22 protein-coding genes are annotated in these 26,384 nt (G+C 70.5%); 12 read left to right on the forward strand and 10 right to left on the reverse strand.

Features of this window, described 5'->3' with window-relative positions:
* Positions 1 to 5: 5 nt before the first annotated feature.
* The 4 genes from HW566_RS05720 to HW566_RS05735 form a co-directional block, all read right to left on the reverse strand.
* Entirely contained in the window at positions 6 to 2,096 is a 2,091-nt protein-coding gene (locus HW566_RS05720) for a glucose PTS transporter subunit IIA (RefSeq protein WP_178011162.1), read from the reverse strand.
* Between the two features lie 86 nt (positions 2,097 to 2,182).
* The gene (locus HW566_RS05725) at positions 2,183 to 3,676 is read right to left on the reverse strand and encodes a PepSY-associated TM helix domain-containing protein (protein ID WP_178011164.1); all 1,494 of its coding nucleotides are present in this window, start codon (positions 3,674 to 3,676) and stop codon (positions 2,183 to 2,185) included.
* 77 nt (positions 3,677 to 3,753) lie between these two features.
* Entirely contained in the window at positions 3,754 to 4,395 is a 642-nt protein-coding gene (locus tag HW566_RS05730; protein ID WP_178011166.1) for a hypothetical protein, read from the reverse strand.
* Positions 4,396 to 4,411: 16 nt separating this feature from the next.
* A complete protein-coding gene (locus HW566_RS05735) occupies positions 4,412 to 4,885 on the reverse strand; it encodes an S-ribosylhomocysteine lyase (RefSeq protein ID WP_178011168.1) in 474 nt (157 codons plus the stop codon).
* Positions 4,886 to 5,115: 230 nt separating this feature from the next.
* On the opposite strand from HW566_RS05735, the gene HW566_RS05740 reads away from it, so the two are divergent.
* The gene (locus HW566_RS05740; protein ID WP_178011171.1) at positions 5,116 to 6,117 is read left to right on the forward strand and encodes a lytic transglycosylase domain-containing protein; all 1,002 of its coding nucleotides are present in this window, start codon (positions 5,116 to 5,118) and stop codon (positions 6,115 to 6,117) included.
* 69 nt (positions 6,118 to 6,186) lie between these two features.
* On the opposite strand, the gene HW566_RS05745 is transcribed toward HW566_RS05740, so the two are convergent.
* Positions 6,187 to 6,357, reverse strand: coding sequence for a hypothetical protein (locus HW566_RS05745; protein ID WP_178011173.1), 171 nt, complete (start codon positions 6,355 to 6,357; stop codon positions 6,187 to 6,189).
* Positions 6,358 to 6,539: 182 nt separating this feature from the next.
* On the opposite strand from HW566_RS05745, the gene HW566_RS05750 reads away from it, so the two are divergent.
* Both HW566_RS05750 and HW566_RS05755 read left to right on the forward strand, forming a co-directional pair.
* Positions 6,540 to 7,775 carry an amidohydrolase gene (locus HW566_RS05750; RefSeq protein WP_178011175.1) on the forward strand — a complete coding sequence of 412 codons (1,236 nt, stop codon included), beginning with the start codon at positions 6,540 to 6,542 and terminating at the stop codon, positions 7,773 to 7,775.
* A gap of 93 nt (positions 7,776 to 7,868) precedes the next feature.
* Positions 7,869 to 8,933, forward strand: coding sequence for a sodium:calcium antiporter (locus HW566_RS05755; RefSeq protein ID WP_178011176.1), 1,065 nt, complete (start codon positions 7,869 to 7,871; stop codon positions 8,931 to 8,933).
* 5 nt (positions 8,934 to 8,938) lie between these two features.
* On the opposite strand, the gene HW566_RS05760 is transcribed toward HW566_RS05755, so the two are convergent.
* On the reverse strand, positions 8,939 to 9,271 hold the full coding sequence (locus tag HW566_RS05760) for a hypothetical protein (protein ID WP_178011178.1): 333 nt from the start codon (positions 9,269 to 9,271) through the stop codon (positions 8,939 to 8,941).
* Positions 9,272 to 9,391: 120 nt separating this feature from the next.
* Here HW566_RS05760 and HW566_RS05765 point away from each other — a divergent pair, with 120 nt between their 5' ends.
* Both HW566_RS05765 and HW566_RS05770 read left to right on the forward strand, forming a co-directional pair.
* Complete coding sequence (locus HW566_RS05765; protein ID WP_178011180.1) at positions 9,392 to 10,288, forward strand: helix-turn-helix transcriptional regulator; 897 nt, start codon at positions 9,392 to 9,394, stop codon at positions 10,286 to 10,288.
* 34 nt (positions 10,289 to 10,322) lie between these two features.
* Positions 10,323 to 11,336 (forward strand): aldo/keto reductase, encoded by a 1,014-nt coding sequence (locus HW566_RS05770; protein WP_178011182.1) that lies wholly within the window; start codon positions 10,323 to 10,325, stop codon positions 11,334 to 11,336.
* 226 nt (positions 11,337 to 11,562) lie between these two features.
* Here HW566_RS05770 and HW566_RS05775 read toward each other — a convergent pair whose 3' ends face one another.
* Positions 11,563 to 13,428, reverse strand: coding sequence for a DUF2207 domain-containing protein (locus tag HW566_RS05775; protein WP_178011184.1), 1,866 nt, complete (start codon positions 13,426 to 13,428; stop codon positions 11,563 to 11,565).
* Positions 13,429 to 13,463: 35 nt separating this feature from the next.
* On the opposite strand from HW566_RS05775, the gene HW566_RS05780 reads away from it, so the two are divergent.
* The 5 genes from HW566_RS05780 (at position 13,464) to HW566_RS05800 (ending at position 18,146) form a co-directional block, all read left to right on the forward strand.
* Complete coding sequence (locus HW566_RS05780) at positions 13,464 to 13,895, forward strand: MarR family winged helix-turn-helix transcriptional regulator (RefSeq protein ID WP_178011186.1); 432 nt, start codon at positions 13,464 to 13,466, stop codon at positions 13,893 to 13,895.
* A 185-nt stretch (positions 13,896 to 14,080) separates the two neighbouring features.
* Positions 14,081 to 15,496 (forward strand): HNH endonuclease signature motif containing protein, encoded by a 1,416-nt coding sequence (locus HW566_RS05785; protein ID WP_256728885.1) that lies wholly within the window; start codon positions 14,081 to 14,083, stop codon positions 15,494 to 15,496.
* Between the two features lie 130 nt (positions 15,497 to 15,626).
* The gene (locus HW566_RS16025; protein WP_178009305.1) at positions 15,627 to 16,064 is read left to right on the forward strand and encodes a hypothetical protein; all 438 of its coding nucleotides are present in this window, start codon (positions 15,627 to 15,629) and stop codon (positions 16,062 to 16,064) included.
* A 125-nt stretch (positions 16,065 to 16,189) separates the two neighbouring features.
* A complete protein-coding gene (locus HW566_RS05795) occupies positions 16,190 to 17,629 on the forward strand; it encodes a L,D-transpeptidase family protein (protein WP_256728886.1) in 1,440 nt (479 codons plus the stop codon).
* 64 nt (positions 17,630 to 17,693) lie between these two features.
* Positions 17,694 to 18,146 carry a GNAT family N-acetyltransferase gene (locus tag HW566_RS05800; RefSeq protein ID WP_178011188.1) on the forward strand — a complete coding sequence of 151 codons (453 nt, stop codon included), beginning with the start codon at positions 17,694 to 17,696 and terminating at the stop codon, positions 18,144 to 18,146.
* 66 nt (positions 18,147 to 18,212) lie between these two features.
* On the opposite strand, the gene HW566_RS05805 is transcribed toward HW566_RS05800, so the two are convergent.
* Positions 18,213 to 20,429 carry an NADP-dependent isocitrate dehydrogenase gene (locus HW566_RS05805; protein ID WP_178011189.1) on the reverse strand — a complete coding sequence of 739 codons (2,217 nt, stop codon included), beginning with the start codon at positions 20,427 to 20,429 and terminating at the stop codon, positions 18,213 to 18,215.
* A 113-nt stretch (positions 20,430 to 20,542) separates the two neighbouring features.
* On the opposite strand from HW566_RS05805, the gene HW566_RS05810 reads away from it, so the two are divergent.
* Positions 20,543 to 21,553: an acetylxylan esterase gene (locus HW566_RS05810; protein ID WP_178011191.1), complete on the forward strand. Its 1,011-nt coding sequence runs from the start codon at positions 20,543 to 20,545 to the stop codon at positions 21,551 to 21,553.
* Positions 21,550 to 22,473 carry an N-acetylglucosamine kinase gene (locus HW566_RS05815; RefSeq protein ID WP_178011193.1) on the forward strand — a complete coding sequence of 308 codons (924 nt, stop codon included), beginning with the start codon at positions 21,550 to 21,552 and terminating at the stop codon, positions 22,471 to 22,473. The genes HW566_RS05810 and HW566_RS05815 overlap by 4 nt, the downstream gene beginning before the upstream one ends.
* A gap of 20 nt (positions 22,474 to 22,493) precedes the next feature.
* Here the strand turns inward: HW566_RS05815 and HW566_RS05820 are convergent, their stop codons facing one another.
* Together HW566_RS05820 and HW566_RS05825 are read right to left on the reverse strand one after the other, a co-directional pair.
* Positions 22,494 to 24,305, reverse strand: coding sequence for an ABC transporter ATP-binding protein (locus HW566_RS05820; RefSeq protein WP_178011195.1), 1,812 nt, complete (start codon positions 24,303 to 24,305; stop codon positions 22,494 to 22,496).
* A complete protein-coding gene (locus HW566_RS05825; protein WP_178011197.1) occupies positions 24,302 to 26,122 on the reverse strand; it encodes an ABC transporter ATP-binding protein in 1,821 nt (606 codons plus the stop codon). The genes HW566_RS05820 and HW566_RS05825 overlap by 4 nt, the downstream gene beginning before the upstream one ends.
* Positions 26,123 to 26,384: the final 262 nt, after the last annotated feature.

Below are 26,384 nucleotides of genomic sequence, written 5' to 3' on the forward strand. Positions count from 1 at the left end.
GGGACTTATTTCTCCACGATCAGGAGGGGTGAGCCGGCGGTCGTGGGGCCGAGACCCACGGGATCGACGGTGGCGAACGCATCGCCGTTCAGCACGATGACCGGCGTGATGAGCGGGTAGCCCGCCTTCTCGATCACGGCCCGGTCGAAGGTGACCAGCGGTGTGCCCTGCTCGACGCGATCGCCGGCCTTGACGTGCACCTCGAAGCCCTCGCCCTTCAGGTTGACGGTGTCGATGCCGACGTGGATCAGCAGCTCCACGCCGTTGTCGAGCTCGATCCCGAACGCGTGACCGGTCGGCTGGGCAGCCGCTACAGTGCCGGCACCCGGCGAGACGACCGTGTCGCCCGTCGGCTCGATCGCGACACCCGGGCCCATGACCCCACCGCCGAAGACGGGATCGGGGACCTCCGAGAGGGCCACGGCCGTGCCGTCGAGGGGCGAGGCGATCTCGAACGCGGCCGAGACCTCGTCGGTCGCACCGGGCTTGTCGAGGGTGGCGGTCGCCGTGCCGGGCCGCGCCTCGGCCGGAGCCTCGGTCGCCGATCCGGATGCCGCGGCGGAGGTCGCGGTCGCGGCGGCCGGGGACCCGGACTGCAGCTTCGCCTCGGCCTTGTCGCGCTGCGCCTCGAACTCGGCGCGCTGTTCCGGCGTGCGGTAGTCGCTGATGATGACGAGCGCCATGGCGACGACGAAGGAAGCGAGAACGGCGATGCCGTACAGGACGACCGAGTCGAACGCCGGGATCGTCAGGAGCGACGTGAACACGAAGGCCTGGGTCTTCACGCCGCCGCCGATGCCGATGATGAGACCGCCGACGAGGCATCCCACGAGCATCCGCGGGTAGATCCGCTTGAACCGCAGGTGGATGCCGTAGAGCGAGGGCTCCGAGATGCCGCCGAGCAGGCCCGCCGCCAGAGCACCGGTCGCCGTCTGCCGCATCTGCTTGTCACGCGCGCGCCACGCGATCCACAGCACGCCGGCGGTCGCGCCGAAGCACGCGAAGTTCCACGCGCCCATGGGGCCCTGGATGAAGTCGTAGCCGAGGGTCTGGATGTTCAGCAGCATGATCGCGTTGATCGGCCAGTGCAGGCCGAGCGGCACCATGAAGGGATAGGCCAGCGGGATGACGATGGCGAAGATGAACGGCGAGAACGAGTTGATCGAGCTCAGGAGGTTCGCCAGTCCCGCACCGGCGTAGACGCCGATGGGTCCGATGAGGAAGGCGGTGAGCGGGATCATGACGAGCATCGCCAGGAAGGGGACGAAGATCAGCTGGATGTTCTCGGGGATGACCTTGCGCAGGCCCTTCCACAGCAGCCCGAGCGCGCCGGCCATGAGCAGCGGCGGGAAGACCTGCGAGCTGTAGTCGAAGATCGTCAGCGGCAGACCGAACACCGAGATCGTCGTGATGTCGGAGCCGAGGAAGGTGATCTGCTGCGCGCCCTCCTGGTCAGCGAGTCCGGTGAAGCCCGGCAGCATCACGACCGCCATGATCGCGAAGCCGACCCACGGGTCGGCGCCGACCTTCTTGGCCGCGTTGTAGGCGACCATCAGGGGCAGGAAGATGAAGACGCACTGCCACATCAGGTTGACGAACTGCCACGACGGCTCGAGCACGACGCCCGGGGCGTTCCACGCCGGGATCACGCCGAGGGTCGCCATCAGCGCCATGAAGGTGATGAACAGCGAGGCGCCGAGCAGCGCGCCCAGGATGGGGCGGAACGAGTCGGAGAGGAACTCGAAGAGCGAGTCGAGCCAGGCGACCTTGCCGCGCGGACCCTTGGCGCGCTCGCGCGCCTTGATCGAGTCCGCGTCGTCCTCGTCGACCGCGCCCCCGCCGGCTCCGGACATCGCCGGCAGGGCGTTGATGTCGTTGTAGACGTTCTGGACGGCGCCGCCGATGACGACCTGGAAGCGGTTGCCCGCTTGCGGGACGGCGCCCATGACGCCGGGGATGGCCTCGACCGTCGATTGGTCGACGTTCGACGAGTCGCGCAGTTGGAACCGCAATCGGGTCGCGCAGTGCGTCAGACTCTCGATGTTGCCGGGACCGCCGACGGCGTCGACGATCGATTCGGCGGGACTGGTCGCCATGACTCTCCTCCTGTCTCCGGCCGGGGGCCGAAGTCCTCGCCCGGCACTCTACTCTGAGAGTTCGCCGAGAACGAGGCCTTGACCGGCTATGGCCTGACCACAGTCTCTTCCCCTCCCCCGGAGGAGGGACTGCGGTCTCGGCGAGCCCGCGACGACTGCACGATGGCATCGCCGATGACGAACGCCGCCAGCGTCACACCCACCAGGGGAAGGAAGAAGCCGACGACGATGGCCCCGCCGACGACGAGCGCGATCCCTCCGACCGGCGCCTGCGGGAGCACCTCGCGCGGCGCGGAGCCGACACGGCGTGCGGGATCCCGGGTCGGCCGGCGCTTCCACCACATCGCGTACCCCATCACCACCATCGCGGCGATGCCCGATGCCACGAGGAACAGGACGATCTGGTTGACGACGCCGAACATCGAGCCCATGTGGATGTCGATCGCCCACCGCGCGATCTTCGCCATGGCGGGGTAGTCGCCGAAGTCCACGCGGTCGACCACCGCGAGGGTGTCGCCGTCCACTGCCACCGCGTCGACCTCGGTGGGGAAGCTGCGCTGGATCTCCTGGACGACCCACGCCTGGCCCGTCGCGGCGGGAGGACGGATCTCGACGAGGCCGACGTTGATGTTCTCGCCGCGCGCAACGCCGAGCACCTCGTCGAACGTGTCGGGCGACACCGCCGCGGTCGGCGGCGCGACGATGCCGTGGTCGGCGTGGGGGTCGGTCGATCCGGCGCCGCCGACGGCGGTGTCGAGGGTCGGGTTCTGCCACGACAGCGCAGCGCGCAGACCCGAGACGTTCGCGCCGGCGTAGGTGGACCACGTGATGCCCGACGCCGAGAGGAACACAGCCCCCACCACGAGCCACACGCCCAGTGAGGCGTGCCAGCCGAGAACCCGCCGGTATCCGCGCGCGCCGCGCTTCGGGCGCACGAGGTCGCGTTTGGCCCGCGCCGTACGCAGGCGAGAGATCCACAGCCCGAGGCCCGCCACCACCACGATGCCGAGCCAGGATGCCGCGAGCTCGCTGTACAGGCGGCCGGGCTCGCCGAGGTGGAGCGTGCGATGCAGGTCGCTCACCCACGCGCGAAGCGGGAGGGCACCGCTCGTGCCGTAGACGGTCAGGTCGCCGCGGACCTCGCCGGTGCCGGGGTCGACGAAGATCGCTCTCGTCTCGCTCGGCCCGAGACCGTCCTGCGCGAACATCACGCGCGTCGTGTCTCCAGGAGCGGGCGCGGGCCGCACGGCGGCGAGCGCGGCCGATGCGCCGACGCGGTCCTCGGCGATGCGGACCTGGTCGCCGAGCGACAGGGTCGTGCCGGTGACCGGCGCGCTCAGCTCGTGCGCGTACACCACGCGTTCGAGTTGAGGCGTCACGACGTACAGCGCTCCACTGATCGCCGCGATCAGGATGAACGGGCCGACGAGGATGCCGGCGAAGAAGTGGATGCGCAGCAGCATCGGCACCAGCCAGCCGCGGCGCCGCCGCGGCGGCGCCTGGTCATCGGGCGAGGCGCCGCCCGCGTCGGAGGGATCGGGAACGGCGCCGCCGGGCGCGCGGGAATCGGTGATGGACATGGGTCTCCTCGGTCGTCGGGGTGCCGACGCGCGCCGGGATGCGCGCGCGGCGAAGCGCCCCGACGGGCGCCGGGGCGTCAGAGGACGAGGAGCCGGGGCGGGCCGCGTCGAGACGGCGCTGCGATCAGCGGGCGCGGATGCCGCCTGCGGACGGCGGCGGCGAGCCGGATGCGCAGCGGCGTGCGGACGGGCGGCACGATGTCGCGAGCGACGGCCCGCAACCGGAGTGCTATGCGCTGCGCGAGCCCGCCGAGCGCTGCCATGAGGCACTCGGCCCGGTGCAAGAGGAGAGTGGTCACGACCGCGGCAAGAAGGTGGGCGCCGAGCATCGCTGCGTCCGGCAGGGCCGCAACGGGCGACGCGGGTGACGAGAAGGATGCCGGCAGCGACATATGTGCCGCGTGCAGCGCCTGGAGACCGCGGTCGCCGGCCGCGTCGACGGCGACCGTGGCCGAGCCGACGGACGGCACGACGCCCAGGGCGAACATCGCGTGGAAGATCAGCTGGGCGGAGGCGACACCGGCGCCGAGGCGCGCGATCGAGAGGCGGTGCCCGACGACGATCAGCGTCAGCGGCAACGACAGCGCCCACGGAAGGAGCACGCCCAGCAGGGACGGCGGAGCGCCTCCGGCCGAGACGTGCGACAGCAGCGCGACGAAGGTCGCGAGCGTCGCCGCCGCGCTCGCACGCAGCGCGCGCTGCTGACGGGGCGGGGTCACCGGCTCGCGTCGCGGATCAGACGCCGACGCGTGCGAACGCGTCCAGACTGATCCCCTGGTCGAGCACGGTCTTCGACCACTCGCGTGCCGAGTGCAGCGAGTGGTCGCGATAGTTGCCGCACTCGAGCGCCGAGACGCCGGGGATGTCGGTCTCGACCGCCTCGTCGGCGATGAAGCGGAGACTGCCGGTGAGAGCCGCGACCACGTCGGCTACCTCGGGCTCGCCCCACATCAACAGGTGGAACCCCGTACGGCATCCGAACGGTGAGATGTCGATGACGCCGTCGATGCGGTCGCGCAGGAGGCCGGCGAGCATGTGTTCGATCGTGTGGATCCCGGCGGTGGGGATCTCACCCGCGTTGGGCTGCACGAGGCGGACGTCGAAGTTGGTGATGGTGCCGCCATCGGGCCCGTGCTCGACGCCGATGCGACGGACGTAGGGGGCGATCACGGCGGTGTGGTCCAGCGTGAAGCTCTCGATCTCGGCCATGCGATCCTCCTCGGCTCGACGGTGCCGAGCGCCTGACGACGCCCGCGTTCTGGGGCCAGATTAGCCCGTCCCGGCCGGGGTCGGATCGCCGCCGCTCACAGGCTACGTTCAGCACCTGTGCGGGACTCGTCCAGACTCACGGCGCAGACTCGGGGAGTTTTGTGCGTCTGCCCGCGACGCCCGCCGTCGTTTCACGGTGCCCGCAACATCGAAGGACCGCCCCTGTTCGTATGACTTCTCCGTCGAGCCAGCCCACCCGTCGCGATCTGCGGCGTTCGCCCCGCAGCACCCGCCGAGCCATCCGCCCCGTCGCCCTGACCCTGGGGGTCGCGCTCGGCATCACCGCGATGGTGGGCACGACGGCGTCGGCTGCCGTTCCCACCGCATCCGCCTCCGCTCCCGTCATGCAGCGTGCCGCCCTCGTGACGGCCGCCGTCTCGTCGCCGGCTCAGCCGCTGAGCACGATCGAGCGCGAGACGAGCGATGCGGTCGCCGCGGCCGAGGCATCCGTCGTCGACGCCGCGACCGCTACTGCCGACGTCTCGGCGGCGGCGCTGCCGATCGAGGGCGACACGACCGTCGACACCGCCCAGCTGCGCGAACGCATCGCCGGCCTGCAGGACGCGGACGTGATCCCCACGCTGCTGCTTCCCGGTCTCACCGAGAAGCTCGCCGATGCGACCGACGACGTGCAGGCCGCCACCGCCGATCTGCGCGCGCGTCTCGAAGCTGCTCAGGCGCAGAAAGCCGCCGAAGAAGAGGCCGCGCGGATCGCGGCCGAGGAGGCCGCTGCTGCCGAGGCCGCGGCCAAGGCACAGGCCGAGGCGGAGGCCGCCGCGGCAGCCCAGCGTCAGAGCGCGCCCCGTTCCTCGTCGTCGGCTGCGCCCGCTCCCACCGCGAGCGCGGTCGCCTCGACCGGCGACAACTCCCCCGGCGCCGCCCAGCAGGCCGCGAGCAACATGCTCGGCGACTTCGGCTGGGGCCAGGACCAGTTCTCGTGCCTCGTCTCGCTGTGGAACAAGGAGTCGGGCTGGAACTACCAGGCCTACAACAGCGGCAGCGGAGCGTTCGGCATTCCGCAGGCCCTCCCGGGCAGCAAGATGGCGTCCGCGGGTGGCGACTGGCAGAGCAGTGCCGTCACGCAGGTCCGCTGGGGCCTGGGCTACATCTCGGGCCGATACGGCTCGCCCTGCGGCGCCTGGGACCACTCGCAATCGGTGGGCTGGTACTGAACATCCGCTGACGCAGAAGCGCCCGCCGACACGACCCGCTCACGCGGCGTGCCGACGGGCGCTTCTGGTTCAGTCGCCGCTGGCGGCGGCGCGGTCGGCGTCGATGCTCGACACCTGCGCGGCGTCGATGTCGTCGTCGAGGACCTCTTCGCCGTCGACCTCCCGCGTCGGTGCGGTGTCGTCGGCGTCTCCGGCCAGGGCTCCGGGCGGGACGATCGGCATGTTGTTGTTCAGGCTCATGGCGTCTTCCTTCCTGATGGTGTGGAAGGCCCCACGCTAGGGTCGCCGGGATGCCGCGTCACCCCGGTTGCCCTGCCTGCGCGACGGGTGTACCCGCCGGGATCGAGTCGGCCGGTGCGGTGCAGGTTCCCCGGCCGGGCCGGGTTCGGCGGGCGCCGGCGGCCCGACATAGGCTCGAGGGCATGGCCCGAATCCTCGCCGTCGTGAACGGTCGCATCGTCCCCGTATCCGCCCCCGTCATCGAGGGCGGGACGATCGTCGTCGAGGACGGGATCATCACCGCCGTCGGCGGAGCCGACACGGTCGTGCCGGAGGGCGCCGAGGTCATCGACGCCGCCGGGCGCTGGGTGCTCCCGGGTTTCGTCGAGGCGCACGGGCATCTCGGCGTCCATGAGGACGGCGAGGGCTGGTCGGGCAACGACACCAACGAGATGACCGACCCGAACGGAGCCCGGTTCCGCGCGCTCGACGGCATCGACATCGATGAGGTGGGCTTCCGCGACGCGCTGCGCGGCGGAGTGACCTCGGTGGTCGTCAAGCCGGGATCGGGCAACCCGATCGGCGGCCGCACCGTGGCGATCAAGACCTGGGGCGGACGGACCGTCGACGAGCAGGTCATCGCCGCGGACGTCTCGGTCAAGTCGGCGCTCGGCGAGAACCCCAAGCGCGTCTACGGCGACAAGAAGCAGACCCCCTCGACCCGGCTCGGCGTGGCCTCGGTGCTGCGCGAGGCCTTTGTCGAGGCGCAGAACTACGTGGCCAAGCGGGATGCCGCTGCGGCCAAGGGCGATCCGTTCGACCGTGACCTCGGCAAGGAGACGCTGGCGCAGGTGCTCGACGGAACGCTGCTGTGGGATCAGCACAGCCACCGCCACGACGACATCGTCACGGCCATCCGCCTGGCGGAGGAGTTCGGATACCGCCTCGTGGTCAACCACGGCACCGAGGGGCACAAGATCGCCGACGTCCTCGCCGAGAAGGACATCCCGGTCATCTTCGGGCCGATGCTCACCTCGCGCTCGAAGGTGGAGCTGCGCGATCGCGCGATCGGCGCGCTCGCACTCATCGCCGCGGCGGGGGTGACCGTCGCCATCACCACCGACCACCCGGTCGTGCCGATCGACCAGATCCGGCTGCAGGCGATCCTCGCCGTGCGCGAAGGACTGCCTGCCGACGTCGCCCTCGCGGCGCTCACCGTCAATCCCGCGTCGATCCTCCGGCTCGACGACCGGGTCGGTGCGCTCGAGGCCGGCCGCGACGGCGACATCGTCATCTGGTCGGGCGACCCGCTCGCGGTCGAGTCCCGCGTCGATCACGTCGTGATCGGCGGGGTGACCGTGCTGGAGGCCGCGGACGACGGCGACGTGCGGGTGGTCGAGCGCTGGGAGCGCTTCGGCCGGTCGAGCTGGCTGCGCTGAGCACGGCCGCTCCGACCCGGGCACCGGACGAGGCCGATTCCCCGCGAGCGCAAGAGGTGCGCGCGCGCGCCCGGTTGGGTGTGCACTGAGGGCATGTCGTCACTGCCCCTGTGGCTGCTCCTCCTGATGTTCGCCGGCGCGGCCGGGGTCGTGTGGATCGCGGGCATCCAGCTTTCGAAGACCACCGACGTGCTCGACGCACGCTGGCACATCGGCAGCGCCTTCGGCGGCCTCATCGTGCTGGCCGTCGCCACCAACCTCCCGGAGATCGCGATCACGGTCAGCGCGGCGGCGTCCGGGAATCTCGAGGTCGCGGTGGGAAACATCCTCGGCGGGATAGCCCTGCAGACGGTCGTCCTGGTGATCCTCGACGTCTTCGGCAAACGGGGACGCGGAGTGAAGCCGTTGACCTACCGTGCGGCATCCCTCGTCCTCGTCCTCGAGGCCCTCGCCGTCGTCGCCGTGCTGACCGTCGTCGTGGCGGGCAGCCAGCTGCCCGGAGAGCTGGTCGTCGCCCGCCTCACTCCCGACGTGGCGATGATCGCAGCGCTGTGGATAGCTGGGCTCGTGCTCGTGCAGCGTGCCGGCAAGCACCTTCCGTGGCACGACGACGGCGTCTCACCCGGGGCGAGCGACCACAGACCGGGGCACCGACGCGCGAAGCCGCAGCATCCCCATCACTCGATGGCGACGGCGAAGGTCGTGACCATCTTCTCGCTCTCGGCCCTCGCCACGCTCGGTGCCGGCGTCGTGCTCGAGCGGGTGGGCGATGCCGTCGCCGACGAGATCGGGCTGTCGGGAGTGCTCTTCGGTGCGACCGTGCTCGCACTGGCGACCGCTCTGCCCGAGATCTCGACGGGGCTGCAGGCCATCCGTCAAGGCGATGACAACCTCGCGATGAGCGACATCTTCGGCGGCAACGCCTTCCTGCCCGTGCTGTTCCTCGTCGCCACGCTGATCTCGGGCGAGGCGGTGCTGCCACGGGCCGGCGGCACCGACATCTACCTCACCGCTCTGGGGGCTCTGCTCACCCTCGTCTACGTCGTCGGGCTGCTCTTCCGACCCCAGCGGAGGATCGCCGGGATGGGTGTCGACTCACTGATCGTGCTCGTCCTGTACGGCGCCGGCATCGCCGGGCTCTTCGCCGTCGCCGGCTGACCGGGTCAGACCTCGTCGCCGCGGGGCGCGCGCACCGTCCAGCCGACGCGTCGCAGGGCATCGGCCAGCCGAGCCGCCTCGGTGGCGGCGGCATCCCAGGAGACGTCGGAACAGACGTCGACGGCCAAGGGCGGCGGATCGGCGAACTTCGGGATCTGCACCTCGGCCCAGACGCCGCGCCCGAGGCCCACACGCGGGTACGCGGTGCCGGCGTTCTCGACCGACCCGTCCGAGACGAAGGCGACGACCTCGAGAGCGTCGGGCTTGGCGATGGGCAGGTCGACGACGAGCGTGACCACGAAGGGCCCGCTGGCGGTGTCTCGACCGTTGCCGTGCACGCGCTCATCCTCGCAGACCCCGGGTCGTCACCGGCACGCGGCCGATGCCGGGTAGGCATGTGCCAACGGTGTACTGACAGAGGATTCCTCCGTGCCGGCTCGGCGCGTAGCGTCGCCGTCATGGACAACCGGACCGAGGTGCGCGGGTTCCTGACCTCGCGCCGTGCTCGAGTGGCGCCGGAGCAGGCCGGCATCCTCGCGGGCGGGAACCGGCGAGTTCCCGGACTTCGACGCGGAGAAGTGGCGATGCTCGCCGGAATCAGCGTGGAGTACTACGGCAAGATCGAGCGCGGCGACATCGCGGGCGCTTCGGACGCCGTGCTGGGTGCGATCGCGCGCGCCCTCCGCCTGAGCGACGCAGAACGGGCGCACCTGTTCGATCTCGCACGGGGCGCGCACGCGCCGGTCGCGACCGTGTCACGGACGAGAGCCGGCGCGGTGACCTCGATGCCACGTCCGATGCAGACCATCCTGGATGCGATCACGGGCGGACCGGCCCTGGTGCGGAACGGGCGGATGGACATCCTCGCGACGAACCCGCTCGCGAGGGGTCTTCACGCCGAGACACTCGATGCGCCGGCACGCGGCAACATCGCCCGCTACACCTTTCTCGACCCGCGTGCGCGGGACTTCTACCCCGACCCGGACTCCGCCGCCGACATCGTCGTCGCGATCCTGCGCACCGAAGCCGGCCGGGATCCTCACGACGCCGCGATGCACGACCTGGTCGACGAGCTCTCCGGCGGCAGCGAGTCGTTCCGCACCCGGTGGAATGCGCACGAGGTGCGACAGCACGGCGGCGGCGCGAAGAGATTCATCCATCGGGCTGTCGGAGAGCTGTCCTTCGCTTACGAAGAGATGCAGTTCGTGCAGCATCCCGGACTCACGTTCCTCGTCTACGTCCCCGAACCCGGGTCGCCGAGCGAGGAGCGGATGCGCCTGCTCGCCAGCTGGCAGGCCACGGGCGATCTCGCGGAGCCCGCCACCGCCGGCGAGGCCCAGCACCACTCCCGCTGACGACGACGCCATCCACACCACTGAGGAGCTCACGATGCACACACGTACTCTCGGACAAGGCCTGCAGGTGTCCGCCGTCGGACTCGGCTGCATGGGGATGTCGCAGAGCTACGGCCCCAATCCGGGTGACCGGAGCGACATGATCGCCGTGCTGCGCTCTGCGGTCGACCTGGGCGTGACCTTCTTCGACACCGCCGAGGTGTACGGCCCCTACGTCAACGAGGAGCTGGTCGGCGAGGCCCTCGAGCCGCTGCGCGACGAGGTCGTCGTCGCGACGAAGTTCGGGTGGGACATCGCAGCCGGAGGCAGCGTCGGGCTGAACAGTCGTCCGGACCAGATCCGTCGGGTGGCCGACGAGTCGCTCAGCCGACTGCGCACCGACGCGATCGACCTGTTCTACCAGCACCGCGTCGACCCGGACGTCCCCATCGAGGACGTCGCCGGCACCGTCGGCGAGCTCGTCGCCGCCGGCAAGGTGCGGCACTTCGGCCTGTCGGAGGCGTCCGCGGCGACCATCCGCCGCGCCCACGCCGTCTTCCCCGTCACCGCCGTCCAGAGCGAGTACTCGCTGTGGACCCGCGACCCGGAAGCCGATGTGCTGCCCGCCCTCCGCGAGCTCGGCATCGGCTTCGTCCCCTTCAGCCCGCTGGGCAAGGGATTCCTCACCGGCACCATCGACGCCGCGACGGCGTTCGGCGACGACGACATCCGTCGACGCGTCCCTCGCTTCGAGGAGCGCAACCTCGCGGCGAACCGCGCGCTGGTCGATCACGTCGTGAGGCTCGCCGAGGCGAAAGCGACGACACCGGGGCAGATCGCCCTCGCGTGGCTCCTCGCACAGCAGCCCGGGATCGTCCCGATCCCCGGCACCCGAAGCACCGCGCGGATCCGCGAGAACGCCGCGGCGACGGTCGTGCCCCTCTCAGCCGACGAGCGCGACGACCTCGATGGTCTCACCGAGCGCATCACTGTTCGAGGCGAGCGCTACAACGCCGAACACCTGAGCTATCTCGACCGTGACACCCGGGTTTCCGGGCCTCCCCGATGATTACGAAGAGATAACGGAAAACCCTTGCTCATCGTTATCTCGTCGTTATAGAGTGCTCGCACGGTAGCTGTTTTGCTGTGGCGGCTACCGGCATGTGATTGCAGGAAACTCTTGGTGCAAAGGGACGAGGGTCCGACCGAATGCCTCTTCGGTCGGACCCTCAACTGCGTCTCGGAGACCCGTTTCGGCGGAGCGTCGTGATGTCCGGCGTCGGCGGGTGGATCGGTCAGGCGCCTCCGCCTCCACCGCCGCCGCCACCGCCGCCGGCCGCTCCCCCGCCGCTGGAGCCTCCCGAGGTCGACGACGACGAGGACGCACTGGCCGACAGCGTCCCGATGCCGGCGGCGAACGAGGATGGATCGAATGCGCCGGACCCGGCGTACCAGACCGGCGCCGCCACCCCGGCCGCCGCATAGAGCGCGACGAGGCGCTGCGACCATTCCTTCTCGAGGCCGAACACCACGGCGTAGGGCAGCAGGCGCTCGTACAGGTGCAGCATCTGCCGCGGGTCATCGGTGTCGATGGCGCGACGCTCCGCGCCGCGGGGCGATTGGAGGGTGCGGATGCGGTCCTCCTCCGCCCACGCGATGAAGGTCTTCAGCCCGGCGAGATGATCTCGCACCTCCGCGCCGCGCGTCGACAGGGGAACGGCTGCGATCGCGAAGATCACCACGAAGAACGACAGGAACGCCACCACGAGCAGCGCGATCGGAAGGGCGGGGTGCACGTAGCTGGTGAGGGCGAGCACACCGAAGACCACGACGAGGGCGACCGCGAGCCCCCATACGGCGAGCGGCCACGCCCGGGCGCCGACCGGGACCGAACGGTACATCCCGCGCTGTTTGAGCTCGTCGCCGGCGGTCTTGAGGATCTTCTGCGCGGCGGTCGAGAAGCGGGTGTCGGTCGACCCGAACTCGTAGACGTCGCCGGGCCGGCCCGCCGGGAACAGCCCGCCCAGGAGCATCCGACCGTCACCGTCGGCGAGCGAGGGGTCGACGAGTTCGGCTCGGAGCTTCGCCTTGCCCCACCGGGGCTTGTCCCCCTCGACGATGCGGATCGAGCCGGCCACGGCCTGCTCGAGCACCTCGGCCGGGATCGCCTTCGTGGTCTTGCCGAGCAGCACGGCGGACTCGAGGGCGTCGACGCCCGGCGGCGGCTCGTACTCGGCGATGATCGTGGCGCGCCCGGGCTCGTGACGCAGCAGCGTGCGCCGGTTGCGCACCGCCCAGCCCGTCGCGCCGAGCAGCAGGATGGCGCCGCCCGCCTGGAGCCATCCGAACGGCGACGACGCGAAGGAAGAGTCGAAGGTCTCGAACGCCCCCTCGTCGAAGCCGATCGCGACGGTCAGGGTCTCTCGCGGACCGAGGTCGTTCGCCTTGGCCGTGATGATCGACCCGTCGGCGGATGCGGTGATGTCGGGGCAGGCGTCGGTCGCCCCGTCGCCGCCGACGTAGCAGGCCTGCCGGCCGGCGAGACTCTGCGCCAGCGCCGCATCGAGGTGGACGGTCGCCGAGACCTCACCGAACGGCTGCTCCCAATCCGTGCCGTTCACGTCCCAGTAGAACTCCAGCCCGGTGTCGGGGAAGCTCCACACGACGTTCTCCAGGTCGTAGGTGAAGACGAAGCTGGTGCGGCCGTGGAGGTAGTCGTCGCCTCGGGCGAGGATGCCGAAGGTGCCGTCGTCGCTGTCGGTCTCCACCGGCCAGGCCCGGCCGTCCTCGTCGGTCACCGAGACCAGCTCGGGATGCAGCGGCTGGCCGTTGTAGGTCTCGGGCAGCAGCCGCCGCATCCCGCGGTTCTGATCGGCATCGGGAAAATCGGCGACGAAGGTCTCGACGACCCGCATCCGAGCCGTGCCGTCGGCGTCGCGCGTGATGGTGTAGTCGACCGCGAGCGAGTCGAACACGAACGCGTCGAGATCGCCGGAGACATCGGATGCCACCACGCCGCGCAGTGCCGGGGGAACCGTCGTCGTGATCGGAGCAGAGGTGGAGGAAGCAGCGCTCGCCGCGGACGGAAGCGCCCACAGCAACAGGCATCCGATGACGGATACGACGACGAGCGCGAGCGCCGAACGCGTTCGCCGGATCATGCCGACCAGCTTAGGCGGGCATTAAAGTTGTCGCCATGAACGATCGTCGTCGCGCGGTAGCCGCTTGGGAGAGCCTCTTCCGCGCTCAGCACGAGATCTTCGACGACATCAGCGGTGACTTCGCTCGCGACGAGCTCAGCCAGGCCGAATACGACGTCCTGCTCACCGTGACCCGTGGACCCGGCAACCGAGCGCGCCTGCGCGACATCACCGCGAACATGCTCATCAGTCAGCCGAGCGTCTCTCGCCTGGTCGACCGGATGGTCGCGCGCGGCCTCATCGGCAAGTGCAGCGACCCGACCGATGGCCGCGGCGCCATGATCACTGCGACGAACGAGGGCGTCGCGGCCTTCCGCCGACTCGCCGCCGAGCACGGCCGGTCGATCGCGGAGCGGATGTCGGTGCTGTCGACCGATGAACTCGAGCAGTTGGAGCAGCTCACGACGAAGCTGCGTCGCACCCGCTGATCGCGAGACGGCAGCCCGGGCCGGCGAGCGCGCGGGCGGCCGGCGGGAGCGCGGCGGGCAGGCGGGTGGCCTGCGCGGGCGGCACGTGATGGCGCCGGTTCCTCCCCAAACGATGCCCATCGGGAGTCTCAAGGTTCGTAGCCATGTTCCCCTGCAATGTCGGTGGCTGCTGCGAAAATAGGAACATGCAAGCGAACAACGAGGCCGAGGCCATGGCGGGCGGGTCTCCGCACGCGGCCGCGTTCGCCGGATTCGATGAGTCGTTGCGCCTCCTCCACGCCGGCGAGGTCGCCGCGATGCGAGCCCTCGCCGAGTTGGGGCGGTCGGCCCTGCGCGAGGCGCATCGCGGCGGAGTCCGGGGCATGGCCTCCGACATGGAGCTGCGGTCGGTCGCCGCCGAGGCGGCGGGGATCGCGCGGCGGGGTGACCGGCGGGTGCAGTGGGAGATCGACCACGCGATGACGGTGGTGGATGAGTACCCGGCGATGTTCGCGGCGTGGGAGCAGCGCCTCGTCACGCGCGAGCACGTCGATGTCGTCGTGAAGGTCGGGCGGGCGGTGCCGGAGGAGGTACGACCGGAGTTCGACGCCGCCGCAGTGGCCGTGTGCCAGCGGGACATCGCGACGCGCGTGGCCGGGGCGTTGCAGAACCTGGCGGAGCGGATGCACCCGCGATCGTTCTCGGAGCGTCACCGGGAGGCCGCCGCCGGACGGTGCGTGCGGTTGTCGCCGGGCGTGGACGGGATGGCCGATCTCTCCGCGACGGTGCCGATGGTGATCGCCGCGGGGATCTACGACCGGTTGACGCAGATGGCGCAGTCCGTGAAGGACGCGAGAGCGGATGCCGTAGGCGCGGATGCGGGTGCAGTGGATGCCGCACGCGATGGTGCTGCCACCGCGCCCGACACCCGGACGATGGATCAGCTCCGCGCGGATGTTCTCTCGGACCTCGTCCTCGGCGGTGCACCGGTCGTTGACCCGACCACCGGCACCGACGGGCGCGGGACGCTCGGCGCGATCCGCGCGAAAGTGCAGGTCGTGATCACCGCCGACACCCTCACCGGGAAAGACGAACACCCCGCCGAAGCGACCGGCACCGGACTCATCGACGCCGACACGGTCCGGGAGCTCGCCTCACAGACGGGGACGTGGGACCGGATGTTCATCGACCCGATCACCCGCACACCGGTCGAAACCGACGCCTACCGGCCGTTGCCCGCGATGCGGCGGCTGCTGCAGACCCGCGACCAGCACTGCCGGTTCCCCGGATGCCGCAGAGCCGCGATCCGCTGCGAGATCGACCACACCATCGACCACGCCACCGGCGGCCACACCCACATCCTCAACCTCGCCCACCTCTGCCAACGACACCACTCCATGAAGCAATTCACCACGTGGCGGGTGAAGCAGATCGGCGGCGGAGTGCTCGTGTGGACCTCACCCCACGGCAGGGTCTACCGAGAAGACGTCCCCATCCCCACCGTCTGCTTCACACCAGAACTCGCCACACCACCACCACCCGGGCCACCCAGGCCACCCAGGCCACCCGGGCCACCCGGCCGAGGTGCCGGCGCACCACCCGACGCGCCACCACCCTTCTGACGGGCCGGGGCCTGGAAGCAGCCTCCGTTCCGGTACTGTCCCCTCGTCGCCGATCGGCGGATGTCAAGAGGGAACTCTGGAGCGCGGGCTCTCCTAAGGTGGGGAGCGTCGACGCACCGAGGAGACCGCCATGAACCGCCGCCTGACCGCCTTCGCCATCACCGCCGCCGCACTGCTCGCGCTCACCGGCTGCACCGGCGGCAACGACTCCCCCGAGGGCGGCAACGCCGCCGAGAGCACCCAGTCCGTCGAAGACGCCTGCACGCAGGTGAACGACGTCATGACCGAGGCGACCGCGGGACTGCAGGAGATCGACCCCTCCGACCCCGCGACCGCGGCGACCGCCCTCCGCACGATCTCCGACGGCATGGGAGACGCCGCCGACGCGGTCACCAACTCCGAGATCGCCGGCATCCTGCCCGATCTGCAGACCGCGTTCGCGTCGGCTGCCGAGTCCATGGAGGCCGTCGCCGCCGGCGACACCGAGCGCGCGTCCGAACTGAACACCGCCCTGACCGACGTTCAAGACAGCATCGGCCGCTACACCGAGCTCTGCGGCGCCAGCTGATCCGGCTCGGACAGGTCCGTTCCCCGGCGCTGCATAACGCTCTGGTTTCACTCAGGCCGCTTCGGCACAGGCGTCGCGTACCATGATCCACGAGTGCGCGTCCACGCGCAGACGGGGGTACAGCGGTGACGGATGTCGCGTCGAAGCACGATCACGAGGGCACGGCCGAACACGCCGCGCTCGCGAGCGATGCTGAACAGCGCGTCGAATGGGCCCCGGCCGAGCCGACACGCAAGAAGCGCCGCCTCGGCCTGTGGATCGGAATCCCGGTCGGCGTCGTCGCGCTCGGAGCAGCCGCCGCGTCCCTGTTCCTGATCGCGCCCGGCACGACCATCGGCGGGGTTCCCGTCGGTTTCCTCACGCCCGGCGCCGCGGCAGCCGCCGTGCAGGACCGCCTCGACCAGACCACCATCACGCTCGGCGACGGCGGAGAGTCCGTCTCGGGTGCCGAGCTCGGCGCGCAGGTCGACAGCACCGCCCTCGCTTCCACGGCCTTCGACTCCCGACCCGCGTGGAACGTGACGCAGTGGTTCGGCGAGCCCATCTCCGCGCCTGTCACCCTCGAGGCGGACGTTGCCACGGCCGCCCTGCGCGGCGCAGCCGGCGATCTCTACGTCGAGCCGACCGCGGCCGGCGTCGCCTTCGACGGCTCGTCCTACGTCGTCAGCCCCGACGTCCCGGGCGCGGGCATCGATCCCGAAGCCGCACGCGCCGGGCTTCAGAGCGCATTCGATGCCGGGCAGACCGCCACGGTGATCGACCCCGAGCTCACGCCGGTCGCCTCACTGACGACCACGGCCGCTGCCGACGAGACCGCCGCCACCCTCAACGCGATGCTCGAGAACGTCGGCTTCTACGTCGGCGACGAGCGCACCGTCCCCGTCGATCGCGCCGTCGCCGCCAGCTGGCTGACGGTCGGCACCGCCGACGACGGCTCGTTCGATGTCACCGCAGACGCGGCGCTCATCCAGCCGCTCGTCGACACGCTGCCCGGGCTCGTCGACCGGGCTCCGGTCAACGGCGTCGTCTTCGCGAACGCCGCCGGAACGATCATCGACGACTCCGACGCCGGACTCGACGGCCGGACGCTGCAGTCGACCGACGGGATCGCCGCGGGCTTCGCCGATCAGCTCGCCACCGGCGACGCCGTCTACCGCCTCCCGGTCGACGTCGTTCCCGTGACGACCGACACGATCACGAGGATGCTCGAGGTCGATCTCGGTGAGCAGCGCCTGTACCTCAAGGAGAACGGCGCCGTCGTGGACTCCTGGCTCGTCTCCACCGGCCGCCCCGGCGCCGACACCCAGACGGGCTACTACACGATCGGCTGGAAGACCCCGCTCCAGGACATGCGCGGCACCGCGGCGGACTCGGGCGTGAGCTACATCCAGCCCGACGTGAAGTGGGCGATGTACTTCAACGGCGACCAGGCGTTCCACGGCGTGTACTGGCACAGCAACTGGGGCAACCGGATGAGCGCCGGTTGCGTCGGCATGCCCGACTCCCGCGCCGCCCAGATCTACGAGTGGGCCGTCGCCGGCACCGACGTCTGGGTGCACGCCTGAGCGCGATGCCCTGAGGTCGGGATCGCCTCGTGCGCCCCGCACCGATCACCGTTAGCCTGTGCTCATGGCTGAGCTCCGCGTTGAAGAACTGTCGGCGTCCACGATCGTCGCCGTGAACAACCTGTCGTTGAAGCCGGGACAGGAGCGATTCGTCGCGCCCGAGAGCTACGCGGTCGCGGCCACCGTGGTCAACCCCGCGACCTCCTGGCAGCGCGTCATCCTCGACGGGGACGAGGTCGTCGGATTCGTCAGCGCCGGGTTCGACCACGAGGCACCCCAGGAGCACTTCCGCTCGGTCCTGTGGCGCATCAACGTCGACGCCGACGACCAGGGCCGCGGCGTCGGCCGGTACGCTGTCGAGAAGCTCGTCGACGAGGCCCAGGCCCGTGGTTTCGACTGCCTGGACGTCATCTACGAGGCCGGCGAAGGCGGCCCCGAGGCCTTCTTCACGCGTGTCGGCTTCACCCCCGTCGGCGAGACCGAGTACGGCGAGGTCGTCGCCGAGATCCGGTTCTGATCACCCCGTTCCAGCAAGAACGCCCCGGTCGCGCGAGCGGCCGGGGCGTTCTGGTTCGTCGATGCGTCAGACGCCGTCGATGATGCCGTTCAGCGTCGCCGAGGGGCGCATGACCGATGCGACCAGCGCAGCATCGGGACGGTAGTAGCCGCCGATCTCGGCCGCCGAGCCCTGGACCGCGACCAGCTCGTCGACGATCGTGGACTCGCTCGTGGCGAGGGCGTCGGCGATCGGGGTGAACGCCGCAGCGAGCTCCGCGTCGACGGTCTGAGCCGCCAGCTCCTGCGCCCAGTACAGGGCGAGGTAGAAGTGGCTGCCGCGGTTGTCGATGGTGCCGAGTGCGCGGCCGGGCGACTTGTCCTGCTCGAGGAACGTCCCCGTCGCGGCATCCAGCGTGTCGGCGAGCACCTTCGCGTGCGCGTTGCCGGTGTACTCGCCGAGATGCTCGAACGAGGCGGCCAGGGCGAAGAACTCGCCGAGCGAGTCCCACCGCAGGTAGTTCTCCGAAACCAGCTGCTGCACGTGCTTGGGAGCAGACCCACCCGCACCGGTCTCGAAGAGCCCGCCGCCGGCGAGCAGCGGCACGATCGAGAGCATCTTGGCGCTCGTGCCGACCTCGAGGATCGGGAAGAGATCGGTGAGGTAATCCCGAAGCACGTTGCCGGTGACGGAGATCGTGTCCTCGCCCCGGCGGATGCGCTCGAGCGAGTAGCGCGTCGCCTCGGCGGGCGCGAGGATCTCGATCGTCAGGCCTTCGGTGTCGTGGTCGGCGAGGTATTCGTGCACCTTCGCGATGAGGTTCGCGTCGTGCGCGCGGCTCTCGTCGAGCCAGAACACCGCGGGCACGCCGGTGGCGCGTGCACGGGTGACCGCGAGCTTGACCCAGTCGCGCACGGCGACATCCTTCGTCTGCGTCGCGCGCCAGATGTCACCTGCCTGCACATCGTGCGAGAGCAGCACGGCACCCGACGCGTCGACGACCTCGACCGTGCCCGCCGCGGCGAGCTCGAACGTCTTGTCGTGCGAGCCGTACTCCTCAGCCGCCTGAGCCATGAGGCCGACGTTGGGGACGGAGCCGATGGTGGCCGGGTCGAGCGGCCCGTTCGCGATGACGTCGTCGATGGTCGCCTGGTAGACGCCCGCGTACGACGAGTCGGGGATGACGGCGATCGTGTCGTCCTCGCCGCCGTCGGCGCCCCACAGCTTGCCGCCGTTGCGGATCAGCGCCGGCATCGAGGCGTCGACGATCACGTCGGAGGGCACGTGGAGGTTCGTTATGCCCTTGTCGGAGTTGACGTACGACAGCCGCGGCCCGGCGGCGATGGCCGCTTCGAACGCGGCGCGGATCTCGTCGCCGTTCGCGAGCTGCGAGAGCCCGGCGAGGATGGCGCCCAGGCCGTTGTCGGGCGTGAGCCCGGCGGCCGTCAGGTCGTCGCCGAAGCGGGCGAAGACATCGGCGAAGAACGCGCGCACGACGTGCCCGAAGATGATGGGGTCGCTGACCTTCATCATCGTCGCCTTCAGGTGCACCGAGTACAGCACGTTCTCCTCGGCGGCCTGGGCGACCGTGTCGGCGAGGAAGGCGTCGAGAGCTGCGGCGGAGAGGAACGTTGCATCGACGACCTCCCCCCGCAGCACCTTCAGCCCCGACTTGAGCTCGGTGACCGTGCCGTCCTCGGCCGTGAAGCGGATCGAGAGGACGTCATCGGCGCCGAGCACCGTCGAGATCTCGTTCGACTTGAAGTCATCGTGCCCGAGTGTGGCCACCCGGGTCTTGGACCCCTCGGCGAACGCCTTGTTGCGGTGCGGGTGCTTGCGCGCGTAGTTCTTCACCGACAGCGGGGCGCGTCGGTCGCTGTTCCCCTCGCGGAGCACCGGGTTCACGGCCGAGCCCTTGATGCGGTCGTAGCGGGCGCGCGCCTCGATCTCGGCGGCATCCTTCGGCTCGTCCGGGTAATCCGGGATGTCGTGGCCTGCCGCCTGCAGCTCGGCGACGGCGGCCTTCAGCTGGGGGATGGACGCCGAGATGTTCGGCAGCTTGATGATGTTCGCCTCGGGGAGGGTCGCGAGTCCGCCCAGCTCGGCGAGGGCGTCGCCGACCTGCTGCTCCGGCGTCAGACGCTCCGGGAAGGCCGCGAGGATGCGGCCGGCGAGCGAGATGTCGCGGGTCTCGATGGCCACACCGGCCTTGCCGGCGAAGGCCTCGACGATGGGCAGGAAGGAGGCGGTGGCCAGTGCCGGCGCCTCGTCGGTGTACGTGTAGATGATGGTCGAGTCGGGCACGTGTCGTCTCTCCAAAAGCGCGTCGAGGGTCGGTGTTCAGCGTATCGCACGGGGTCGGTTCTCTCGATGTCGAGATATCTCCCCGTGGGCGGGCTTCGCGCTAGGGTGAGCGCGTGCCGCGCTTCGATCTGCCGCTCGCCGAACTGGAGAACTATCACCCGGCGGTGAGCGAACCCCGAGACTTCGACGAGTTCTGGGCCGCCACCGTGGCCGGATCCCGGGAGGCCGGGGGCGAGGTCGCGGTCTCGGCGCCGCTGGACCTGTTCTCGGCCGTGGAGGTCCGCGACGTCACGTTCCCCGGGTACGCCGGCGAGCCCGTCAAGGCGTGGCTGATCCTGCCGACGCACCGCGACGGCCCCCTCCCGGCGGTCGTGGAGTTCGTCGGCTACGGCGGCGGGCGCGGGCTCCCCGCCGAACGGCTCGCCTGGGCGGCCGCCGGTTACGCGTCGCTCGTCATGGACACCCGCGGGCAGGGCAGCGCATGGGGCAGCGGTGGGGACACCCCCGATCCGCACGGCTCGGGGCCGGCGTTCCCCGGCTACCTCACCCGGGGCATCGAGACGCCCGAGACCTATTACTACCGTCGGGTCTTCACCGACGCCGTGCGCGCCGTGGATGCCGTCCGCAGCCTGCCCGAAGTGGATGCCGCCCGCGTCTCGGTGTGCGGAGGCAGCCAGGGCGGTGGCATCGCGCTGGCCGCGGCGGGCCTCAGCGACGGCCTGGTCGCCGTCATGCCCGACGTTCCGTTCCTCTGCCACTTCGAGCGGGCGATCGGGCTCACCGGTAGCGACCCGTACCAGGAGGTCGTGCGCTACCTCGCGGTGCACCGCGGTGCCGAGACCCGGGTCTTCGAGACGCTCTCGTACTTCGACGGCGTGAACTTCGCGCGTCGCGCCGACGCGGCATCCCTGTTCTCGGTCGGGCTGCTCGATCCGGTCTGCCCGCCGTCGACCGTCTACGCGGCGTTCAACGCGTACGGCGGCACCCGCGAGGAGATCCGCAAGGAGATCACCGTGTATCCCTTCAACGAGCACGAGGGCGGCCAGGGCCACCAGTGGCGAGCGCAGGCGGGCTTCCTGCGCGAGGTGCTGGGCTCGGCCGAAGACGGAGAGCGGAACGCATGAGCCAGCGGCGCGTCCTGGGCATCGACGCGGGCCAGAGCGGCATCAAGGTCCGCACCGCAGCAGCATCCGGGGGCGACCTCGTCTCTCCCGGCATCCGCACCGGTGAACCCCTCCTCCCCCAGCTCGCGGCCGTCGTGGCCGAGACGGTCGAGCGCACGGGTGCGCCCGTCGATGTCGTCGTCGCCGGGGTCTCGGGCCTCACCGACGGAAACGCCGACGCAGGCGCCATGCTCGAGCTGACGCGATCCGCGGGCGTCCGGGGCGTGGTGCTCGCGCACGACTCGACGACATCGTTCCTCGGAGCGCTCGGCGACCGGGCGGGCGCCGTGGTCGCCGCCGGCACCGGCGTCGTGACCCTGGCCGTGGGCGCCGAGACCACCGCCCGCGTGGACGGGTGGGGCTGGATCATGGGCGATGCCGGCAGCGGGTACTGGATCGGACGCGAGGCGCTCGACGCCGTCATGCGGGCCTACGACGGCCGCGGGCCGACGACGGAGCTCACCGCCGCGGTGTCCGCCCTGTGGCCGGACCTGTCGCAGGCGTACATGAGCCTGCAGGCCGACCCCGACCGCGTCCGGCTCGTCGCGAGCTTCGCCGCCGTCGTGGCACGTGCCGCGGCCGGCGGCGACGCGGTGGCTCAGGACATCTCGGTGCGCGCGGCGCACGAGCTGGCTCAGAGCGTCCGCGCCGCCATCGCGCAGGTACGCACCGCTGAGGAGACCTTCGCGGTGTGCGCCCTCGGCGGTGTGTTCGGTTCGGCACCGCTGCTCGAGGCCTTCACGGCGGACCTGCACGCGCGCGACGACTCGGTGCGCCTGGTCGATCCGCTCGGTGTCGGCATCGACGGCGTCATGGCTCTCGCCGATCTCGACGACACCCACCCGCTGTCGCTCGCGACGCACCGCGCCGGCGTCATCTGACCCGCCGCGAGAGCCCCGCCTCAGACCAGCGACTCGCGCCAGGCGCTGTGCAGCTGGGCGAACTTCCCCGTTCCGGCGATCAGTGCATCGGGGGTGTCGTCCTCGATGATGCGCCCGTGCTCCATGACGAGTACGCGATCGGCGATCGCGACCGTCGAGAGACGGTGGGCGATGATGATCGCGGTCCGGTCGGAGAGCAGGGTGCCCAGCGCCTCCTGGATCTGTCGTTCGCTGGGGATGTCGAGCGATGCGGTCGCCTCGTCGAGGATGAGCACCGCCGGATCGGCGAGGAAGGCGCGGGCGAACGAGATCAGCTGGCGCTGCCCCGCCGAGACACGACCACCGCGCTTGTTCACGTCGGTGCCGTAGCCGTCGGGCAGGCGCTCGATGAACGCGTGGGCACCGACCGCCTTCGCGGCGGCCTCGATCTCGTCCATCGTGGCGTCGGGCTTGCCCAGGGCGATGTTGTCGGCGACCGTGCCGCTGAACAGGTACGCCTCCTGCGTGACCATCACGATGGCGCGGCGCAGGTCGCGGGGATGCAGCTGCCGCAGGTCGACGCCGTCGAGGGTGACGCGGCCCCTGGTGGGGTCGTAGAAGCGGGCGACGAGCTTGGCGAGCGTCGTCTTGCCCGCGCCCGTCGTGCCGACGAGGGCGATCGTCTGACCCGCGGGCATGTCGAGCGCGAAGTCCGGAAGGATCGTACGGTCGGCCGAGTAGCCGAAGGTGACGTCCTCGAACCTCAGGTGCCCCCGGGCCTGGCGCAGATCGACCGGGTCGACCGGGTCGGGCACCGTGGGGTCCTCTTCCAGCACGCCCGAGACCTTCTCCAGGGCGGCCGTGGCCGACTGGTAGGAGTTGAGGAAGAACGCCACCTCCTGCATGGGCGCGAAGAAGTTGCGCACGTACAGCACGGCGGAGAGCAGGAAGCCGAGCTCGAGCGCGCCGTCGACGACACGGAGCCCGCCCCACAGCAGCACGACGGCCAGGGAGACGGATGCCACGGCCATGAGAGCCGGCTCGAACGTGCCGAACAGCCGGATGGAGCGCATGTTCACGTCGCGGTAGTCGCTCGAGAGCTGCCCGAACTCGGCGTCGTTGGCGGGCTCCTTGCGGAACGCCTTGACGGCACGGATGCCCGTCATCGACTCGACGAACTTGACGATGACCTTGGCGCTGACCACGCGGGATTCGCGGTAGACCACCTGCGACCGCAGGTAGAACCAGCGCATGAGCAGGTAGAGCGGGATGCCCATGAGGGCCAGGATGACGCCCGACTGCCAGTCGAGCAGGAGGAGTGCCACGAGGGTGAACCCGCCGTAGAGCAGGCCGGAGACGAGCTCGTTGAGCCCGCCGTCGAGCAGCTCGCGGATGGTGTCGAGATCGCTCGTCTGACGCGAGATGATGCGTCCCGACGTGTAGGACTCGTGGAACTCGAGGCTGAGGCGCTGGGTGTGCAGGAAGATGCGCTTGCGGAGGTCGATCATGACCGCCTGGGTCAGGCGGGCCGCGACGACGGCGTACCACCCGATCAGCGCGGCACCGCCGATCGCGGTGACGAGGAAGACGATGACCACGATGATCGTCGGCATCCAGTCGGCGCGCTCGGTGACCGCCGGCAGGGCGTTCGCGATGCCCCAGCCGACGAGGGCGGGGCCGGCGACCCGCAGCGCCGTGGAGACGACGAGTACGATCGCCGCCAGGACGAGCTGCATGCGCAGCGGCGAGACGAGCGAGCCGAGCAGGCGCAGCGAACGACGCCGGATCTCGCGACTCTCGGCGCGCGTGTAGTCGGAGCGGTCCTCGCCGCTGGTTCCGGTGACGGTGCTCACAGGGTCGCCTCCCGCTTGTTCTGACGTTCTTGCTCGTCCTCGAGGCTCGAGATGACGTAGCGGTAGTGCTCGCTCGATCGCAGCAGCTCGGAGTGCGTGCCGACGGCCGTGACGCGTCCGTCCTGCAGCAGCGCGACGCGGTCGGCGAGCGTGACGGTCGAGGGCCGATGGGCGACGATGAGCGCCGTCGTGTCGGCGAGCACCTCGCGCAGCGCGTCCTCGACGAGGGCCTCGGTGTCGACGTCGAGAGCCGACAGCGGGTCGTCGAGCACCAGGACCGCGGGGCGCGCTGCGACCGCCCGAGCGAGAGCGAGCCGCTGCCGCTGCCCGCCGGACAGGCTCAGCCCCTCCTCGCCGATGACGGTGTCGACCCCGTGGGGAAGCGTGTCGACGAAGCCCGCTTGCGCGACCTGCAGCGCTTCGCGGAGGACGCGTTCGGCCTCGTCGCCGCCGCCCGCGAGATCCTCGCGGCCGAGCAGCACGTTCTCGCGGACCGTCTGCGAGAACAGCGTCGCATCCTCGAACGCCATCCCGACATGACGTCGCAGCTCGCTGATCGAGAGGTCGCGGATGTCGACGCCGTCGAGGGTGACGCGCCCGCCGGTGACGTCGTAGAGGCGTCCGGGCAGCGTCGTCAGGGTCGTCTTGCCCGAGCCGGTCAACCCGACGAGGGCCATCGTCTCGCCGGGGCGGAGCGACAGGTCGACGCCGTCGAGCAGATCGCGCTCGGTGCTCGCCGCATCCTGGTAACGGAAGCGGGCGCCCTCGAAAACCAGGGCACCGCGAGGCTCGGCGATCGTGGCCGGACGGTCGGGATCGGTGATCGTGTTCTGCTCGTCGAACACCTCGAAGATGCGGTCGGTGGCCGTTCGCGCGTCGACGAGGAACGAGAACAGGAAGCCGATCGACTCGACCGGCCACCGCAGGATCGTCGCCATCGCGAAGAACGCGATGAGCGCACCGCGATCGATCTCGCCCGCCTGCACGAGATAGATGCCCGCGCCCAGGCACAGCGCGAACGCGATGTCGGGCAGGAGGACGAGCCAGAACCATATCCAGCCGACGGCCTTCGCCTTGCTGAGCTCGGTCTGGCGCAGCGTCTCGGCCTGCCGGGTGAACTTCTTGAGCGCGTGGCTGCCCCGGCCGAAGGCCTTCAGGACCCGGATGCCGTGGACCGACTCCTCGACGGCCGTCGCCAGGTCTCCGGCCTGGTCCTGGCTCTGCCGCGAGAGCAGGCCGTACTGCTTCTCGAACAGATAGCCCGAGATCCACAGCGGCGCCGACACGACGACGAAGATCGTTCCGAGCAGCCAATGCCAGCTGAAGAGGATCACCGAACCGACGAGGATCGTGAGCATGTTGACGATCAGCAGCACGATGCCGAAGGCGAGCCACCGCCGGATGAGGCTGATGTCCTGCATCATCCGGCTCAGCAGCTGCCCCGACTGCCAGCGGTCGTGGAACGACACCGGCAGGCGCTGCAGCCGTGAGAAGAAGTCGGTCCGCAGCTCGTACTCGACCCGCGTCGCAGGCCCCAGGACGAACCAGCGGCGCGCCCACACCATCAGCGCCTCGACGAGGCCGAGGAGGAGGATCGCCCCGGCGCCGAGCGCGATGAGCCAGGGATCGCCGGAGTCGATGGGCCCGCCGTCGGCGACGATGACCTCCAGGACGAGCGGGATGCCGAGGGCGAGCAGACTCGCCACGAGGGCGCTGACGCCGCCGAGGGCGAGGCGCGGGAGGACGGGCTTGGCGAAGGGCAGCAGACGCGCAAGCGAACGGACGGTGGACAGACGGGGAGTCGTCGGAGAGGTCATGATCCTGCAGGGTGGGAGCGGTGCCGGAGGCGGCGGGGAGCGCGCGAAGCGCGACGGTTCACGGCCCCGAGGGGCCTGTCGAGGACGAACGACGGGAGCGGCGCTGCGCTTCCCGGAGGATCGTTATCGCTGGCGGGCGGAGAAGACGTCGATCGCGGCGGGGAAGACGACGGACTTCGTGAGAACGATGGCCGAGTGCATGGCTTCCTCCTGAGATCGAGCGGGCGGACGCCCGCGTCTGGTGCGCGAGCCCTCCAGGCTA

The sequence above is a fragment of the Microbacterium oleivorans genome (genome assembly GCF_013389665.1).
Classification (GTDB): Bacteria; Actinomycetota; Actinomycetes; order Actinomycetales; family Microbacteriaceae; genus Microbacterium; species Microbacterium oleivorans_C.